Here is a 17,324-nt window from a genome sequence, read left to right as displayed (position 1 = left end):
GTAGTGTGCAGGTATGACGGCAGCAATGCGGCGGGCGCTGGCACGCGCACGCGACGGGAAGACGATCGACGTGGCCGAGGCGGCCATCCTCCTGGAGGCCCGCGGCGCCGACCTCGACGCCTTGCTCGACCACGCCTCCCGCGTCCGCGACGCGGGCCTGGAAGCGGTGGGCCGCCCCGGAGTGATCACCTACAGCCGCAAGGTGTTCATCCCCCTGACGCGGTTGTGCCGCGACCGCTGCGGCTACTGCACCTTCGCGACCGCCCCCGCCAAACTGCCGAGCGCGTTCCTGTCTCCCGACGAGGTGCTGGCCATCGCCCGTGAGGGCGCGGCGATGGGCTGCAAGGAGGCCCTGTTCACCCTGGGCGACCGCCCCGAAGACCGCTGGCCGGCCGCCCGCGAGTGGCTCGACGCCCACGGCTACGACGACACCCTCTCCTACGTGCGCGCCATGGCGATCCGGGTGCTGGAGGAGACCGGCCTGCTGCCCCACCTCAATCCGGGTGTGCTGACGTGGCGCGACTTCCAGCGGCTCAAGCCGGTCGCGCCGTCGATGGGCATGATGCTGGAGACCACCTCGACGGCCCTGTTCACCGAGAAGGGCGGCGCCCACTACGGCTCGCCCGACAAGGACCCGGCCGTCCGCCTGCGTGTCCTCGAAGACGCCGGCCGTTCCAACGTGCCCTTCACCACCGGCATCCTGATCGGCATCGGCGAGACCGTCCTCGACCGGGCCGAGTCGATCTTCGCGATCCGCCGGGTGGCGCGTGAGTACGGCGGCGTCCAGGAGGTGATCGTCCAGAACTTCCGCGCCAAGCCCGACACCGCGATGCGCGGCATGCCCGACGCCGACCTCCAGGAACTCGCCGCGACGATCGCGGTGACCCGCATGGTGCTGGGCCCCCGCATGCGCGTGCAGGCCCCGCCGAACCTCATCGGCGACGAGTACGCCCTGATGATCCGCGCCGGCATCGACGACTGGGGCGGCGTCTCCCCGCTGACCCCCGACCACGTGAACCCCGAACGCCCGTGGCCGATGATCGACGCCCTCGCGGAACGCACCGCCGAAGCAGGCTTCGACCTGCGCGAACGCCTGACGATCTACCCCGAGTACGTCCGGGCCGGCGAACCCTGGCTCGACCCCCGCCTGAGCGCCCACGTGGCGGCGCTGGCCGGCCCCGACGGCATGGCCCTCGACGTGCGGCCCGAGCCCCGGCCGTGGCAGGAGCCCGACGGCGGCTTCGCCCCGTCGGGCCGGGTCGACCTGCACACCGAGGTCGACACCACGGGCCGCACGCACGACCGCCGCGACGACTTCGACCACGTCTACGGCGACTGGGACGCGCTGAAGGACCGCCTCCCCACGGCGGTGTCGATGACCGGCGACGGCGCCGGGGCGCTGCGCCAGGCCGCCCGCGACCCGCTGGCGCTGACCGACGCCCAGGCCGAGGCGCTGCTGGGCCTGACCGGCGCGGCGCTCGACGAACTGTGCGCCCTGGCCGACGGCCTGCGCCGCGAGGTCAACGGCGACGACGTCACCTACGTCGTCAACCGGAACATCAACTTCACCAACGTCTGCTACACGGGCTGCCGCTTCTGCGCCTTCGCCCAGCGGCGCACCGACGCCGACGCCTACACCCTGAGCCTCGACCAGGTCGCCGACCGCGCCGAGGAGGCCTGGGCGGCCGGGGCGACCGAGGTCTGCATGCAGGGCGGCATCCACCCCGACCTGCCCGGCAGCGCCTACTTCGACATCGCGCGGGCGGTGAAGGCCCGCACCCCGGACATCCACGTCCACGCCTTCTCCCCGATGGAGGTCATCAACGGCGCGAGCCGGATGAACCTGTCGATCGAAGACTGGCTGACCGGCGCCCGCGAGGCCGGCGTCGACTCCCTCCCCGGCACGGCGGCCGAGATCCTCGACGACGACGTCCGCTGGGTGCTCACCAAGGGCAAACTGCCCGCCCGCGAGTGGATCGACGTCATCACGACGGCCCACCGGGTGGGCCTCCCGACGACCTCGACCATGATGTACGGCCACGTCGACAACCACGCCCACTGGGTGCGGCACATCCGCCTGATCCGCCGGCTCCAGGAGGAGACGGGCGGCTTCAGCGAGTTCGTCCTGCTGCCGTTCGTGCACCACAGCGCCCCGATCTACCTGGCCGGGATCGCCCGCCCGGGGCCGACGGCGGCCGAGAACCGCGCGGTCCACGCGGTGTCCCGGCTGCTGCTGCACGGCGCGATCCACAACATCCAGTGCTCGTGGGTGAAGCTCCAGGACGACCTGTGCCGCCAGGTGCTGGCCGGGGGAGTGAACGACATCGGCGGGACCCTGATGGAGGAGACCATCAGCCGCATGGCGGGGTCGGAGAACGGGTCGTACAAGACCATCTCCGAACTGCGCGCGATGGTCGAGCTCAGCGGCCGTCCGCTGCGGCAGCGGACCACCGAGTACGGCACCCCGTCACCCGGGCGCCGCGCGGCGGCGGAGGCGAGCGACGGGGTGTGCGCGAGCGTGCGGCGGGTGCTGCCCGTGGTCTAACGGGTGACGTAGAAGTCCTCGGCCGACCTCGGCGGGCGCTGCCTCGGCGGTTCGGCGGCGTGCCCGATGGCCACGGCGCCCATCGGGTCCCAGTCGCCGGGGAGGCCGAGGACCTCGCGCACCACCGGGCGGCAGAACATCGTGGACGACACCCACGCCGACCCCAGCCCCTCGACCGCGAGCTGGACCAGGAAGTTCTGCACCCCGGCCCCCGTCGCGACCACGAACATCTCCCGCTCGGAGGCGTTGCGGCGGTCGTCGCGGTAGGTGTGCGAGCCGTCCATGACCAGGCACGGCACCGCCAGGTAGGGCGCGTCGCGGAGCACGTCGCCGCGCCTGATCCGCTTGGCGATCGACTCCTCGGTGAACCCGTCGCCGCGCAGGTCGGCGATCCACGCCTCGCGCATGGCGTCGACCAGCGCGAGCCGGGCCGCCGCGGTCTCCAGCAGCACGAACCGCCAGGGCGTCGTGTGGTGGGGCGCGGGGGCCGAGATGGCGGCGGCGACGGCGCGCCGGACCGCCGCGCCGTCGACCGCCTCGCCGGAGAACTTCCTGATGGTGCGCCGGGCGAACACGACGTCGGCCGAGCCGTAGCGGAACAGGTCCTGGTCGGCGGGGCGGATCAGCGACGCCCCGCCGGGGCCGTCGGAGTCGGTCACCAGGTGGCCCAGGCCCGAGACGACGGCCACCGGGACCCCGCTCAGCTTGCCCTTCACCAGTTCGGCCGCCGCCGCGATCTCGTCGACCAGGGCGGTCACCGTCGCGTTCAGCGGGTTGCCGTAGGCGTCGGTCGTGCCGCGCAGGTCGTCGAGCGGCCGGACGCCCGAGGCGCCCAGCGCGACGTCGGTCAGGCCGTGCCGCCACGGGCGTCCGAAGGTGTCCGAGACGATCACGCCGACCCGGACCCCGGCGAGCTCGGCCAGCCGCCGCCGGATCGCCGACGCCGACGCGTCGGGATCCTCGGGCAGCAGCAGCACCGTCCCGGGCGCGGTGTTGGACGCGTCGACCCCGGCCGCCGCCATCACGTAGCCGTGCCGCGTCTGGGAGATGACGGTGTCGCCCCGCCGCGCGACCACCCGGGCGGTCTCGGCCTCGATGGCCCCCGACCGGTCGTCGGCCCGGACCACCCGGCCCTCGGCCTTGCTCACGATCTTCGAGGTCACCACGACCACGTCACCGTCGGCCAGGCCGGGGACGGCCTTGGCGACCAGGGCCGCGATGTCGTCGCCGTAGCCGATCTCGGGCAGCCCCTGGACCCCGCTGATGGTGATCACGCCGCCACCTTCCGGGCCAGTTCGAGCGCGGCGGCGGCCAGGTCGCGCGTCGCCTCCGGTGAGGACATCAGCAGCGGCCGCGCCTCCACGGCCACGCCCTCCAGCGCCGTCGCCGCGTCCTCTTCCGCGACCAGCCACCCGTCGAGCAGGCCGGCGCCGTAGAGCTCCAGCACGCCCTGGGCGGAGGTCTCCACGCCGATCGCCGTCAGGCACGCGTCGGCCATGCCCCGAACGGGGGCGCCGCCGATGATGGGGGAGACGCCGACCACGGTCTTGGCGGCCACCGCGTCGCGGATGCCGGGGATCTGGAGGATCGTCCCGATGCTCACCACCGGGTTCGACGGCGGCAGGATCACCACGTCGGCCCGCTCCAGCGCCTCAAGCACCCCCGGCGCGGGCGTCGCCGACGCCGCTCCGACCAGGGCGATCTCCAGCGCCGGCGTGGACGCGCGCAGGCGCACCCACCATTCCTGGAAGTGCACCGCGCGGCGGCCCCGCTCGTCTTCGATCACCACGTGGGTCTCGGTCTGGTCGTCGGTCATCGGGAGCAGCCGCACACCCGGACGCCAGCGGGCGCACAACGCCTCGGTCACCGCCGACAGGCCGTAACCGGCCGCGAGCATCTGCGAGCGCACGATGTGGGTGGCGAAGTCGCGGTCGCCCAGCCCGAACCACTGCGGCTGCATGCCGTAGGCGGCCAGCTCCTCTTTCACGGTGAACGTTTCATCCGCGCGGCCCCAGCCCTGCTCCTCGTCGATGCCGCCGCCGAGCGTGTACATCACGGTGTCGAGGTCGGGACACACCCGCAGGCCGAAGAGGGTGATGTCGTCGCCGGTGTTGCCGATGACGGTGATGTCGGATTCGGGAGCCGCCGCCTTGAGGCCGCGGAGGAACCGGGCCCCGCCGATTCCGCCCGCGAGGGACACGATGCGCATGCCTGACAGTCTGGCATTCCATGCGAAACGCGAGATTGATGGGTCGCCGGGCAACCATGTCAGGCATATGCAAAACTCAGTTCCCATAAGCCGCATGAATTCCTGGGGGTAACTGTGGTGAAGGTTGACCCGGTGAGGCTCCGAGAGCCCGCCGCGTGGCTCCTTGTGGCAGCCGCGGGCACGACCGTCCTGGTCGGCGTGATCAGACTCGTCTTCGGCGACTCCTCGCCGCTCGGGGGAGCGGCCGAGTTCGGCATCCGGTCGGTCGTCGCCCTGTCGGAGCTGACCTCCCCGGTCAACGCCGCGCTGGTCGTCGGCGCGGTCTTCCTCTCCACCCGGTTCGGCGACCCCACCCCCAAGAGCGGCCTCATCACCATGGGCGGCGCCGGCACCCTCGCCGTGGCCACGCTCTTCGCCGCGATCAGCCTGCTCGGCTCGCTGTTCAGCGGGCTCGGGTTCGGCGGCAAGCTCGAAACCCTGCTGCTCGGCGTGCCCACCTTCGCCCTCACCGGGCTGGCCCTGCTCTATGTGCTGACCATGGTCGCCCCGCTGCCGGCGGGCGCGGCCAGGCCGAAGAAGTCGCGGCGGCTCTCCGTGGTCCCCCCGGCCATCCCGTTCCCGCAGACGGGCGACGCCCATCCGGTGCAGAACCTGCCGGCCGAGCCCGACTATTCGCCCTATCCGCAGGGCCCGGTGTTCGACCAGAACGGCTACGCGGGCCAGCAGGTCGTCGAGGAGGCCCCGCCCCCGCCGGTGACGCCGGTCGCGCCGGTGGCCCAGCAGGCGGAGCCGTACAACTACCCCGAGCCGGTCTACGACGACTCCCCGTCCTCCTGGGACTCCTCCCCGTTCTCCGGCTTCTCGGGCCCCCAGTTCGCCCGCCAGGCCTACGAGCCCCCGATGGGTGAGGCCGCGCCCCCGCGTCCTCCCGTCATCGAGACGCCGTTCGACAGTTCGGTCCGCGAGGTCTCCGGCCGGGATCCGGGTTACGACATGGCCGCGAACGAGACGGTCTACGGCGCCCCGGTGCTCGAACCGAGCTACGAACCCCCGGCCCGCGAGAGCGCCTACGCGACGCAGCCCCCCGTCTACGGCGCCCCCTACGAGCCCGGCTACGAGGGCGACATAAGGGAACAGCAGCTCGCCCAGGCCTACCAGCAGGCGCAGAGCTACCAGCAGCAGCCCGACGCCTACCGCCAGAGCAACCCCTTCGCCCAGCCCTCGGCCCGGCCGCAGCGCTACCAGGGCGACCCGCTGAGCGACCCGCTCCGCGCCGAAGACCTGCTCGACCCGATCGACCCGGTCGCCATCTACCGCCCGGCAAAGACCGGGGAAGGTCTTCCCGCCGATCCGGCATCTCTCGATTCGGACGCCACCGCTCATTGGTACAGTCCGGACCGCCGGGATCGCTGATCCGAGCCGGGCTGACAAGACCGGCCCTTTCCCCTGGTATCCCCCCGGTATCCCCATGGCGCTTGACGGGGCACGACTTACACGCGTGTAATTACAGCCATGTTGTTACGCCTTCTCCGAGGTGGGTAAGGGGAGGGCGTCCATAGGGGGGCACCAACTTTCGGGGTTGGTGACGGGCGGGCGACAGGGAGGTGTGCCGTGACCGAGCTGGTCATCGCACAGGCGCTCGACGGTGAAGATCTGGGCTGGCAGGAGCGCGCATTGTGCGCTCAGACCGACCCGGAGGCGTTCTTTCCAGAAAAGGGCGGCTCCACCCGAGAGGCGAAGAAGGTGTGCCGCGCGTGCGAAGTGCGCGCGGAGTGCCTGGAGTACGCGTTGGAACACGACGAACGATTCGGAATCTGGGGCGGACTGTCGGAGCGCGAGCGCCGACGCATGAAGCGCCAGGCCGTTTGACACCTATAGCCCGGAACTAGCCGGGAGCGACACGCGGGGGTCACATTTGTGGCCTCCGCTTGTCATTTGGGTCGGGGGCCGGTGCGGTGTGCCGTAGTGTTGGCGCGCAAAAGCCGCACATACCCCCAAGGATCCCGCCGTGCACTCGGTCACCGCGATCGTGGTCGCCCATGATGGCTCCCGCTGGCTCCGGGACACCCTCCGGGCGGTGCTCGCGCAGACCCGGCCGGTCGACCGGGGTGTCGGGGTCGACAACGGCAGCCGCGACGGCAGCCGCGACCTGCTCGGCGAGGCGTTCGGCAAACACGGCGTCGTGCAGATGCCGCGCGGCAGCGGCTTCGCCGAAGCGGTGCACGAGGTCGTCCGGCGGCTTCCGAAGGCGCCCGGCGACACCGAGTGGATCTGGCTGATCCACGACGACTGCGCCCCCGACGCCCGCGCCCTGGAGTTCCTGCTCCACGCCGCCGACGAGTATCCCGAGACCGCCGTCCTGGGTCCGAAACTGCGCGACTGGCTCGACCGCAAGCTCCTGCTGGAGGTCGGCGTCACGGTCGCCCGCTCGGGCCGCCGCGAGACCGGGCTGGAGGCGCGCGAATACGACCAGGGCCAGCACGACGCCGAGCCCCGGGGCGTGCGCGACGTGCTGGCGGTGTCGTCGGCCGGGATGCTGATCCGCCGCGACGTCTGGGACGAGCTCGGCGGCCTCGACGCCCGGCTCCCGCTGTTCCGCGACGACCTCGACTTCTGCTGGCGGGCCCGCGCCGCCGGGCACCGGGTGCTCGCGGTGACCGCCGCGGTGGCCTGGCACGCCGAGGCGTCGTCCAAGCGCCGCCGCCGCATCGCCGCCAGCGACGACCACCCCCGGCGGCTGGCCCGGCGATATTCGTTGTTCGTGCTGATGGCGAACCTGCCGTTCTGGACGATGCTCTGGTCGCTGCTCCGCAACACGGTCGGGTCGCTGATCCGTACCGTGTTGTTCCTGGTCGCCAAGCAGCCCGCGCACGCCGTCGACGAACTCGCCGCGATCGGCTCGGTGTTGTTCCATCCGCTGCGGCTGCGCCGGGCCAGGAAGGCGCGCAAGGGCAGCAGGGCCGGATATCGGCTGGTCAAGCCCATGTTCAGCCCGCCGAGCCTGGCGTTCCGGCGAGCGTGGGAGATGGTCCAGAACCAGCTCTCCGGCGGCGGGCCGATGGACTCGGCCGGCCGTCATCACGCCGTCCGGCAGCCGGGCGCCGAAGAGGGCGACGAACTGCTCAACGACGACGACGGGTTCCTGCGGCGCACCTTCGCCAGCCCCGGCGTGCGGTTGTTCGTGCTGCTCACGGCGGTCGCCATCGCGGCGGAGAGGGATCTGCTGACCGGGGGCCTGCTCGGCGGCGGCGCGCTGGTGCCGGTCGCCGGAGGGGCCTCCGACCTGTGGGCGTTCTACACCGGCGAGTGGGCGCCGCCCTACGTCGCGGTGCTGGCCGTGTTGTCGACCCTCACCTTCGGCAAGACCTGGCTGGCGGTGTCGATCCTGCTGCTGGGCTGCGTGCCGCTGTCGGGACTCAGCGCCTACCTGGCCACCCGCAGCTTCGTCTCCTACCGGCCCGCCCGGGTGTGGATGGCGGCCACCTACGCGCTCCTCCCGGTCGCGACCGGCGTGGTGGCGGCCGGGCGGATCGGCTCGGCGGTGGTGTTCATCCTGCTGCCCGTCTACGCCTCCCTCGCCACGAAGGTGCTGGCCGACACGCGTCCTGTGTCGTTCAACCGCGTGGCCCGGCGCGCGGCCTGGGGCCTGGGCCTGCTGCTGGCCGTGGGCACCGCGTTCGCCCCGATCCTGTACGTCTTCGTCGCCGTCCTCGGCCTGCTCGCCGCCCTGTCGTTCGGGGGAGTCAGGCGCGGGGTCGGCGGGAACCTGCTCATCTCCCTGGGTGTGCCGCTGCTCCTGCTCGGCCCGTGGCTGGCCACGATCGTCCAGGACCCGGCCCGCATCCTGCGGGAGGCCGGGCTGCCGATGACCTCCTCGCCCCGGCTGGCCCCCGAAGCGCTGCTCACCCTCAACCCGGGCGGGCCCGGCACCCCGCCGATCTGGGCCACCGCCGGGCTGCTCGCCGTCGCCCTGGGCGCGCTGCTGCTGCGCCGTCACCAGTTCATCGTGGCCGTCGGGTGGGGCGTGGCGATCGTCGGCGTGCTGGCGGCGACCGTGGTCAGCCGCATGTCGACCTGGCCGGGGGTGCCGCTGGCGTTCGCCGCGACCGGGCTGCTGGTGTCGACCGCGCTGGCCGCCCACCGCGTCGCCGAGTTCCGCAGGGCCGGTGGGCTGCGGAAGGCCGGCGCGTTCCTGATCGTGCTGGTCGCCTTCGCCACCCCGGTCGCCGCCGCCACGTTGTGGATCATGGATCAGGCGGACGGGCCGCTCCAGCGGAACGTGCGCTCGCCGCTCCCGGCCATCGCCGAGGCCCAGTCGAAGCCCGGCCAGGGCACGCTGCTGATTCGGACCGCGGACACGGGGCTTACCTACACGGTCCTGCACGGCCGCATCCCGGTGATCGGCGAGTCCGAACGAGCCGCCTACGGCTCCGACTTCACCGACGCGGTGGCGGGGCTGGCCTCCGGCCGGGGCGGCGGCGACGCGGCCGAACTGGCCGGCCGGGGCATCGCGTTCGTCAGCGTCCCTGCGCCGATCGACCCGGCCCTGCGGCGGGCCCTCGACTCCGAGCCGACGATGGCCCGGATCACCCTCACGGATCGGGCCGGACTCTGGCGGATGACCGGGCCGGTCACCCCCGAACGGCCCCCCGCCGACGACACGTGGCACCGATGGTGGCTCTACGGCCAGGGGGTGCTCGTGGTGATCGTGCTGATCCTGGCGGCGCCGGGGGCGCGTACCCCCGAAACCGAGGCGGTCGAGGAGATCCCGGCCGGCCGGGAGCGGGTGGCGGCGTGAGACGGCTCATCGAGAACCGGTTCGGCATGCTGGCGCTGGTGCTGATCGCGCTGGGCGCGGTCTACGGCGTCGCTTTCGTCAGCCGCCCGGCCCCCGCCGTCCCGGTGAAGGCCGAACCGGTGAGGGCGCCCATCGCGGCCGTCTCCACGGTCTGCCCCGACCCCGGCGGCGCCATGGTCACCGCCGTCACCCCGCCCAACGCCGAGGGCACCGGCCAGACCCTCATCGAGGACGGCGACGAGCCGGCCACCGTCGACGAGCCGGGCAAGCTCTGGCAGAAGACCATGGCCGCCGGCACCGACCCGATGCGGGTGCACGCGACCGGCGCGATGGCCTCCGGCCTGGAGGCCGCCCAGACCCGCCGCACGCTGACCGGCGCGGCCCGCGGCCTGGCGGGGGTGCGCTGCGTCGACCCCGGCGCCGACGCCTGGTTCGTCGGGCCGGGCCCGGCCGCCGGAGACCTCGAACTCCACCTGGCCAACGTCGAGTCGGCCCCCGCCGACGTGGCGCTGGTCGTCTACTCGGGCGAGGGCCAGGTCATCGCCGAGCGGGCCAGCGGCCTGCTCCTCAAGCCGGGCGAGCACCGTGTCGTCGACCTCAAGAAGGTCGCGCCGTCCCCGCTGGTCATGGCGCTGAACGTGTCGACCGGCCGGGGCCGGGTCGCCGCCGCCGTCGAGGCGGCCACCCCCGAGGGCGTCGACTGGTTGCCGCAGACCACCGGACCGGCCGAGCGCGTCGTGGTGCCGGGCCTGCCCGGCAGCGCCGGCCGCCGCGAGCTCTACGTCGCCGCCCCCGGCGAGTCGGACGCCGTGGTCGACGTCAAGGCCGTGCTGAAGGACGGCTCCTACGCCCTGGAGAACCGCGAGACCGTCGAGGTGCCCGCCGGGTCGGTCGTCACCCTCGACCTGTCGACCGGGGTGACCGGCCAGCCCGCCGCGATCGTGCTGACCTCGGAGACCCCCGTGGTCGCCGGGCTGAAGATCGTCGGCACCGGCGGCCGGACCGACGTCGCGTTCACCGCCGGGGCGCCCCCGATCGACCTCGGCAGCGTGGTCGCCGACGCCCGCTCGACCAAGGACGTCACCTCACGGCTGATCCTGAGCGCGCCCGACACCGCCGCCGACGTCACCGTGACGCTGCTGCCGCGCGAGGGGAAGGCGCCCGACCCGATCGAGGTGGCGATCCCCGCCGCCCGTACCAAGGAGATCATCCTGAAGGGCCCGGCCAAGGGCTTCAGCGTGGTCGTCATGCCGAAGACGGGCTCCGGGCCCGTCTACGGCGGGCGGGTGATGGAGGAGCGCGCCGCCGGCGGGCAGCTCGTCACCGCGCAGCCGCTGGCCGTCGCGCGCACCTGGACGCTCGTGCCGCCGGTCACCGAGCAGCCGTCGGCGGTGTTGTCTCAGCCGTCGTAGCCGGGGTCGACCTGCTCGGGGGTGAGCCCCAGGAGCGTGGAGACCTGCTCGACCACGACGGTGTGCACCAGCGCGGCCAGGCTCTCGCGGTCGCGGGCGCGCGCCTCCAGCGGGCGCCGGTAGACCACGACCATGGCCGGGTCGCCGCGCAGCGCCGGTTCGGCCCGGCCGAACGGGATCGGGTCGGAGGCCAGCCGCGCCGGGCCGTCGAGCAGTTCGGAGACCGGGGGCACCTCCTCGACGCCGAAGTCGACCGCCGCCAGCTCCTTGGCCCACCGCACGCGCAGCCGGTCGACGGCGTCGAGCACGAGGTCGTCGAACCGTTCGCCGCGCGACTTGGCGATCGGCACGTGGGACGGCGCGAGGGGGCCCCGCATGCCCCGCCCGTGGCGGTCCCGTCGTCGAGGAGTCATCAGGTCAGCTTAGGGCTCGGGCCGTGTTCGGGTGGTGTCCGGATTGTGGCGACACGCTCGTTAAGAGGGGCGGGGTGGTGGCAATGTGCGGGCGGACCGGATACGGTCCCTCCGTGAGCCCCGTCCGCAGCTGTTCCCGTACCGCCTGCAGGCAGCCTGCCGTCTTCACACTCACGTACGTTTACGCCGACTCGACCGCGGTTCTTGGCCCTCTGGCGACGTACGTCGAGCCGCACTGCTATGACCTGTGCGCGGAGCACGCCGAGCGGCTCACCGCGCCCCGAGGCTGGGAGGTCGTGAGGCTGCCCTATGAGCCGGGCGCGCCCTCCGGAGACGACCTGGAGGCCCTGGCCAACGCCGTCCGCGAGGCCGCCCGTCCGGCCCCCGCGCCGGGCGAGCCGACCGGCCAGGCCGTCGAAGTGGGCCGGCGTGGTCACCTCCGGGTCCTCAAGTCCAATCGCGACCGCTGAAGGCGTGCGGCCATTAGGCTTCCAACCCTAGGGATCTGCGACATATAGGGGCGGAATTGGGCGACCTCGCCAAGATCTTCAAGGCGTATGACGTACGCGGTGTCGTACCGGACGAGTTCGACGAGGAGATCGCCGAGGCCGTGGGGGCGGCCTTCGCGGAGGTGATGGGGGCCGATCGGATCGTGATCGCCCACGACATGCGGCAGTCCTCCGGCCCGCTCGCGGCGGCCTTCGCCCGCGGCGCGACCTCCCGGGGCGCCGACGTGATCAACGCCGGACTGGGCTCCACCGACCTGCTCTACTACGCCAGCGGCACCCTGAACCTGCCCGGCGTCATGTTCACCGCCAGCCACAACCCGGCCCAGTACAACGGCATGAAGATGTGCCGCGCGGGCGCCGTGCCGATCGGCTCCGAGACCGGCCTCGCCGAGATCCGCGACCGGGCGCTCGGGCTGCTGGGCGCCTCCGCCCCCGACCCGACCGGCGACGTCACCCACCACGACCTGCTGAAGGGCTACGCCGACCACCTGAAGTCGCTCGTCGACCTGTCGGCGATCAGGCCCCTGAAGGTCGTCGTCGACGCCGGCAACGGCATGGGCGGCCACACCGTGCCCGAGGTGTTCGCCGGGTTGCCGATCGAGCTCGTGCCGCTCTACTTCGAGCTCGACGGCTCCTTCCCCAACCACGAGGCCAACCCGATCGAGCCGGCCAACCTGGTCGACCTGCAGCAGGCCGTCGTGGCGCACGGGGCCGACATCGGCATCGCCTTCGACGGCGACGCCGACCGCTGCTGGGTGATCGACGAGAAGGGCGCCTCGGTCTCCCCGTCCACGATCACCGCCCTGGTGGCGGCCCGCGAGCTGGCCAAGCACCCCGGGGCCACGATCATCCACAACCTGATCACCTCGCGCGGCGTCCCCGAGATCATCAAGGAGAACGGCGGGGTGCCGGTCCGCACCCGCGTCGGCCACTCCTTCATCAAGGCCGAGATGGCCCGCACGGGCGCCGTCTTCGGCGGCGAACACTCCGCCCACTACTACTTCCGCGACTTCTGGTACGCCGACTCGGGCATGCTGGCCGCCCTCCACGTGCTGGCCGCCCTCGGCGAGCAGGACCGCCCCCTGTCGGAGGTGCTGGCCGCCTACGCGCGCTACACGGCCTCCGGCGAGATCAACAGCACGGTGGCCGACCAGGCCGCCGCCACCGCCAAGGTGCGCGAGGTGTTCGGGTCCCGCGAGGGTGTTACCTTCGATGAGCTGGACGGCCTGACCGTCACCGGTCCGACCTGGTGGTTCAACCTGCGCCCGTCCAACACCGAACCGCTGCTCCGGCTCAACGCCGAGGGCGACGACGAGGTGACCATGGCCGGTGTGCGCGACGACGTTCTGAAAGAGGTTCGAGGGATTTGAAGATCGACGACTGGCTGCTGGAGATCCTGGCCTGCCCGGCGTGCAAGTCCCCGCTCCGGGCCGAGGCCGACGAACTGGCCTGCACCTCCGCGAGCTGCGGCCTGGTCTATCCGGTCCGCGACGACATTCCCGTGCTGCTGGTCGACGAGGCACGGAAGGCATGATCTGGGAGCCTGAGCTGCTCGACGACCAGAGCCATCTGGTCGCGGCCGATCCCTCGGGCATGCTTCCCGCGGTCGCCTCGGCGGCCGCCCAGGTCCGCACCGGCCGCCGGCTGGCCGCCGAGGCGGGCGTGGGGGTGGTCGCCACCGAGGGCCGCCCGAGGGCGATCGTGACGCTCGGCATGGGCGTCAGCGGCGTCTCGGGCGAGATCCTCAGGGCGATCTGCGGCAACGGCGCGCCGATCCCGATCACGACCGCGAGCGGCCACCGGCTGCCCGGCTGGATCGGCGCCAACGACCTGGTGTTCGCCGTGTCGGCCTCCGGGGCCACCGAGGAGACCCTCGGGCTGGCCTGGGAGGCCGCCCGGCGCGGCTGCCGCCTGGTCGGGGTCGGCCGCCCCGGCTCGCCGCTCCAGTCGCTCTGCACGCAGCGCGGGGCGCCGTTCGTCCCGGTCGAGGCCGCGCAGGGCCATGCCCGCGCGGCGCTCTGGGCGCTGACGGTCCCGCTCATCGTGGCGGCGTCGTCGCTGGGCCTGGCCGACGTCCCCGAGCCGGTGTACGAAGCCACCGCCACCCTGCTCGAAGACCTGGCCCATCGGTGCCGCCCGTCGAGTGACACGTTCATCAACCCCGGCAAGACGCTGGCCCTGGAGCTGGCCGAGTCGGTGCCGATGGTGTGGGGCTCCTCGTCGTTGCCGATCGTGGCCGCCCACCGGCTGGTCCACCAGCTCTACGAGAACGCCAAATACCCGGCGATCTTCGGCGAGCTGCCCGAGGCCGCCCACAACCAGGTGGCCGCGTTCGACGGCCCGTTCGCCGAGCGCGACATCTTCGCCGACACGCAGGGCCGGCAGTTGCGGCTGTTCGTGCTCCGCGACACCGACGAAGACGAACGCGAGACCCGGACGCGGGGCACCACGGTCCGGCTGGCCGAAAGCCGCGACGTGCGGGTGTCGGAACTGATGGCCGAGGGGCGTCATCCGCTTGAACGGCTGGCGACGCTGATCGGGCTGGCCGATTTCGCCAGCGTCTATCTGGCGCTTGGTTATGGAATCGATCCCACTCCGGTGAGCGCGGTCCGGGAGTTGAAGGCCAGAATTGCCCGTTAGGATCTTCTGGCCGAAAACTGAGGGAGTGTCATCGTGAGCGCCAGTGGCGGAACGAAGGCGATCGTCGCGGCGCTGGTCGCCAACCTGTCGATCGCGGCGGCGAAGTTCGTCGCCTACCTGTTCACCGGATCATCGTCCATGATCGCCGAGGCGGTCCACTCCGTGGCCGACTCGGGGAACCAGGCGCTGCTGCTGCTCGGCGGCAAGCGGGCGGCCAGGGAACGCACCGAACAACACCCGTTCGGCTACGGCCGCGAGCGCTACTTCTACTCGTTCGTGGTGGCGGTCGTGCTGTTCACGATCGGCGCGCTGTTCTCCCTGTACGAAGGCATCCACAAGATCCAGGCCCCCGAAGACCTCAGCACCCCTCAGTGGGCGTTCGGCGTGCTGATCTTCGCGATCATCGCCGAGGCGTTCTCGTTCCGGACCGCGATCAAGGAGTCGCTGCCGCACAAGGGCAACCTGACCTGGTGGCAGTTCATCCGCCGGTCGAAGTCGCCCGAGCTGCCGGTCATCGTGCTCGAAGACCTGGGCGCGCTGCTCGGCCTGGTCTTCGCCCTCTTCGGCGTCACCATGGCCGTGGTCACCGGCAACCCCGTGTGGGACGGCGTCGGCACCATCATGATCGGTGTCCTGCTCGGCGCCATCGCGATCGTGCTGGCCATCGAGACCAAGTCGCTGCTCATCGGCGAGAGCGCCGGCCCCGAGATCGACGCCCAGATCCGCACGGCCCTGGAGAGCGCGCCCGAGGTGAGCCGGGTCATCCACATGCGCACCCTCCACGTCGGCCCCGAGGAGCTCCTGGTCGCCGCCAAGATCGCCGTCGAGCACGACGACACCGCCGCCGAGGTCGCCCGGGGCATCGACGAGGCCGAGCAGCGCATCCGCGCGGCCGTGCCGATCGCCCGGATCATCTACCTCGAACCGGCCATCGAGTCGTCAACGACCACGCAGCAGGCGTAGCGCCTTCTCCTTCTCGAAGTCCAGCGCCCTGCGGGGCGCCTGGATGCGCCCGATCCGCACGCCCAGGTCTCTCACGGCCTGGGCGACGGTCGGTTCCGACAGGGCTCGCAGCGCGAAGGCGAGTTCGCCGGGCGAGACGTCGAACCGCTTCTCCAGCTCCATCGCCTGGGTGACGGCGGCGAGTTCCTCGTCGCCGAAACGGCGGTGGGAGCCGAGATCGCGTACCGGCGGGAGTAGCCCGAGCGCCTCCCGATATCGCAGCATTCTGGGCGACATGCCCAATTTGGCGGCGGCCTCCGTGATGCGCATGCGTCCATTCTTACATTCTTGTGTCAGGTTCGGCGCCGGTAGGCGGTGTTCGGCCCTACAGTGGCTGAGGACGCTACGAGAGGGGACACCCCAAGATGGACTTCAAGGTCGCCGACCTGTCGCTCGCGGACTTCGGCCGCAAGGAGATCCGCCTCGCCGAGCACGAGATGCCGGGCCTGATGGCGACGCGCAAGGAGTTCGCCGCCGCCCAGCCGCTGCGGGGCGCGAAGATCATGGGCTCGCTGCACATGACCATCCAGACCGCCGTCCTGATCGAGACGCTGGTCGCCCTGGGCGCCGACGTGCGCTGGGTCTCGTGCAACATCTTCTCCACGCAGGACCACGCCGCCGCCGCAGTCGTCGTCGGCCCCGAGGGGACCGTCGAGGAGCCCAAGGGCGTGCCGGTCTTCGCCTGGAAGGGCGAGACGCTGGAGGAGTACTGGTGGTGCACCGACCAGGCGCTGCAGTGGCCTGACGGCACCGGCCCCAACATGATCCTCGACGACGGCGGCGACGCCACCCTGCTCGTCCACAAGGGCGCCGAGTTCGAGAAGGCCGGCGGCGTCGTGCCGACCGCCTCCGAAGACGACCCCGAGGAGTGGGGCATCATCCTCGACCTGCTCCGCCGCACGGTCAACGACGACCGGCGCTGGACCAAGACCGCCGAGGCGATCAAGGGCGTCACCGAGGAGACCACCACCGGTGTCCACCGCCTCTACGAGATGTTCAACAACGGCCAGCTCCTCTTCCCGGCCATCAACGTGAACGACTCGGTCACCAAGTCGAAGTTCGACAACAAGTACGGCTGCCGCCACTCGGTGATCGACGGCCTCAACCGCGCCACCGACGTGCTGATCGGCGGCAAGGTGGCCGTGGTCGCCGGCTACGGCGACGTCGGCAAGGGCTGCGCCGACGCGCTGCGCGGCCAGGGCGCCCGCGTCATCGTGACCGAGATCGACCCCATCTGCGCCCTCCAGGCCGCGATGGACGGCTTCCAGGTCACCACCCTCGACGAGGTCGTCGCCATCGCCGACATCTTCGTCACGACGACGGGCAACTTCAACATCATCACCGCCGACCACATGGCGCGGATGAAGCACAACGCGATCGTGTCCAACATCGGCCACTTCGACAACGAGATCGACATGGCCGGCCTGGCCCGCATCCCGGGCATCGAGAAGGAAGAGGTCAAGCCCCAGGTCCACACCTGGCGCTTCCCCGACGGCAAGCAGATCATCGTGCTGGCCGAGGGCCGTCTGATGAACCTGGGCTGCGCCACCGGCCACCCCTCGTTCGTCATGTCCAACTCCTTCACCAACCAGGTGATCGCGCAGATCGAGCTGTTCACCAAGACCGACGCCTACCCGATCGGCGTGTACGTGCTGCCCAAGCACCTCGACGAGAAGGTCGCCCGCCTCCACCTCGACGCGCTCGGCGTGAAGCTGACGGTGTTGTCGAAGAAGCAGGCCGAATACATCGGCGTCGACGTCGAGGGCCCCTACAAGCCCGACCACTACCGCTACTGA

15 protein-coding genes are annotated in these 17,324 nt (G+C 71.8%); 11 read left to right on the top strand and 4 right to left on the bottom strand.

Annotated features, from left to right (window positions below):
- Positions 1-25: 25 nt before the first annotated feature.
- A complete protein-coding gene (locus AW273_RS02425) occupies positions 26-2,545 on the top strand; it encodes a bifunctional FO biosynthesis protein CofGH (protein ID WP_062344713.1) in 2,520 nt (839 codons plus the stop codon).
- On the opposite strand, the gene AW273_RS02420 is transcribed toward AW273_RS02425, so the two are convergent.
- Entirely contained in the window at positions 2,542-3,819 is a 1,278-nt protein-coding gene (locus AW273_RS02420) for a coenzyme F420-0:L-glutamate ligase (RefSeq protein WP_062344711.1), read from the bottom strand. The two genes, AW273_RS02425 and AW273_RS02420, sit on opposite strands and share 4 nt — an antisense overlap.
- Positions 3,816-4,754 carry a 2-phospho-L-lactate transferase gene (cofD, locus tag AW273_RS02415; RefSeq protein ID WP_062344709.1) on the bottom strand — a complete coding sequence of 313 codons (939 nt, stop codon included), beginning with the start codon at positions 4,752-4,754 and terminating at the stop codon, positions 3,816-3,818. Before cofD ends, AW273_RS02420 begins: the two co-directional genes overlap by 4 nt.
- 132 nt (positions 4,755-4,886) lie before the next feature.
- Between cofD and AW273_RS02410 the strand changes: the two genes are divergently transcribed.
- The 4 genes from AW273_RS02410 to AW273_RS02395 all read left to right on the top strand — a co-directional run bounded on the left by AW273_RS02410 (position 4,887) and on the right by AW273_RS02395 (position 10,964).
- Entirely contained in the window at positions 4,887-6,167 is a 1,281-nt protein-coding gene (locus tag AW273_RS02410) for a YihY/virulence factor BrkB family protein (RefSeq protein ID WP_157555525.1), read from the top strand.
- A 198-nt stretch (positions 6,168-6,365) separates the two neighbouring features.
- Complete coding sequence (locus AW273_RS02405; RefSeq protein WP_030451269.1) at positions 6,366-6,623, top strand: WhiB family transcriptional regulator; 258 nt, start codon at positions 6,366-6,368, stop codon at positions 6,621-6,623.
- A 139-nt stretch (positions 6,624-6,762) separates the two neighbouring features.
- On the top strand, positions 6,763-9,552 hold the full coding sequence (locus tag AW273_RS02400) for a glycosyltransferase family 2 protein (protein WP_062344705.1): 2,790 nt from the start codon (positions 6,763-6,765) through the stop codon (positions 9,550-9,552).
- Positions 9,549-10,964 carry a DUF5719 family protein gene (locus tag AW273_RS02395; RefSeq protein ID WP_062344703.1) on the top strand — a complete coding sequence of 472 codons (1,416 nt, stop codon included), beginning with the start codon at positions 9,549-9,551 and terminating at the stop codon, positions 10,962-10,964. The genes AW273_RS02400 and AW273_RS02395 overlap by 4 nt, the downstream gene beginning before the upstream one ends.
- Here the strand turns inward: AW273_RS02395 and AW273_RS02390 are convergent.
- Positions 10,952-11,377: a metallopeptidase family protein gene (locus tag AW273_RS02390; protein WP_062344700.1), complete on the bottom strand. Its 426-nt coding sequence runs from the start codon at positions 11,375-11,377 to the stop codon at positions 10,952-10,954. The genes AW273_RS02395 and AW273_RS02390 overlap by 13 nt on opposite strands.
- 113 nt (positions 11,378-11,490) lie before the next feature.
- Here AW273_RS02390 and AW273_RS02385 point away from each other — a divergent pair, with 113 nt between their 5' ends.
- The 5 genes from AW273_RS02385 to AW273_RS02370 are packed head-to-tail and all read left to right on the top strand — an operon-like array spanning position 11,491 to position 15,489.
- Positions 11,491-11,847 (top strand): DUF3499 domain-containing protein, encoded by a 357-nt coding sequence (locus AW273_RS02385; protein WP_030451265.1) that lies wholly within the window; start codon positions 11,491-11,493, stop codon positions 11,845-11,847.
- 56 nt (positions 11,848-11,903) lie between these two features.
- Complete coding sequence (locus AW273_RS02380; protein ID WP_062344698.1) at positions 11,904-13,256, top strand: phosphomannomutase/phosphoglucomutase; 1,353 nt, start codon at positions 11,904-11,906, stop codon at positions 13,254-13,256.
- Positions 13,253-13,420 (top strand): Trm112 family protein, encoded by a 168-nt coding sequence (locus AW273_RS35930; RefSeq protein ID WP_081898290.1) that lies wholly within the window; start codon positions 13,253-13,255, stop codon positions 13,418-13,420. Before AW273_RS02380 ends, AW273_RS35930 begins: the two co-directional genes overlap by 4 nt.
- Positions 13,417-14,526, top strand: a complete 1,110-nt coding sequence (locus tag AW273_RS02375; protein ID WP_062344696.1) for an SIS domain-containing protein — start codon at positions 13,417-13,419, stop codon at positions 14,524-14,526. The genes AW273_RS35930 and AW273_RS02375 overlap by 4 nt, the downstream gene beginning before the upstream one ends.
- Positions 14,527-14,559: 33 nt before the next feature.
- Positions 14,560-15,489: a cation diffusion facilitator family transporter gene (locus AW273_RS02370; protein WP_062344694.1), complete on the top strand. Its 930-nt coding sequence runs from the start codon at positions 14,560-14,562 to the stop codon at positions 15,487-15,489.
- Here the strand turns inward: AW273_RS02370 and AW273_RS02365 are convergent.
- Positions 15,466-15,798 (bottom strand): MerR family transcriptional regulator, encoded by a 333-nt coding sequence (locus AW273_RS02365; protein ID WP_062344692.1) that lies wholly within the window; start codon positions 15,796-15,798, stop codon positions 15,466-15,468. The two genes, AW273_RS02370 and AW273_RS02365, sit on opposite strands and share 24 nt — an antisense overlap.
- A 95-nt stretch (positions 15,799-15,893) precedes the next feature.
- Between AW273_RS02365 and ahcY the strand changes: the two genes are divergently transcribed.
- Positions 15,894-17,324 carry an adenosylhomocysteinase gene (gene ahcY / locus AW273_RS02360; protein WP_062344690.1) on the top strand — a complete coding sequence of 477 codons (1,431 nt, stop codon included), beginning with the start codon at positions 15,894-15,896 and terminating at the stop codon, positions 17,322-17,324.

The organism is Herbidospora yilanensis (genome assembly GCF_001570565.1).
In the GTDB taxonomy this organism is placed as follows: Bacteria; Actinomycetota; Actinomycetes; order Streptosporangiales; family Streptosporangiaceae; genus Herbidospora; species Herbidospora yilanensis.
Note: the sequence above shows the minus strand (reverse complement) of the source record. Positions and strands in the feature narration are given on the sequence as shown.

What these genes read in the sequence shown, in the direction of transcription:
- AW273_RS02390 (WP_062344700.1), bottom strand. Translation starts at nt 11,377, where the DNA reads ATGACTCCTCGACGACGGGACCGCCACGGGCGGGGCATGCGGGGCCCC.
- ahcY (WP_062344690.1), top strand. Translation starts at nt 15,894, where the DNA reads ATGGACTTCAAGGTCGCCGACCTGTCGCTCGCGGACTTCGGCCGCAAG.
- AW273_RS02425 (WP_062344713.1), top strand. Translation starts at nt 26, where the DNA reads ATGCGGCGGGCGCTGGCACGCGCACGCGACGGGAAGACGATCGACGTG.
- AW273_RS02365 (WP_062344692.1), bottom strand. Translation starts at nt 15,798, where the DNA reads ATGCGCATCACGGAGGCCGCCGCCAAATTGGGCATGTCGCCCAGAATG.
- AW273_RS02375 (WP_062344696.1), top strand. Translation starts at nt 13,417, where the DNA reads ATGATCTGGGAGCCTGAGCTGCTCGACGACCAGAGCCATCTGGTCGCG.
- cofD (WP_062344709.1), bottom strand. Translation starts at nt 4,754, where the DNA reads ATGCGCATCGTGTCCCTCGCGGGCGGAATCGGCGGGGCCCGGTTCCTC.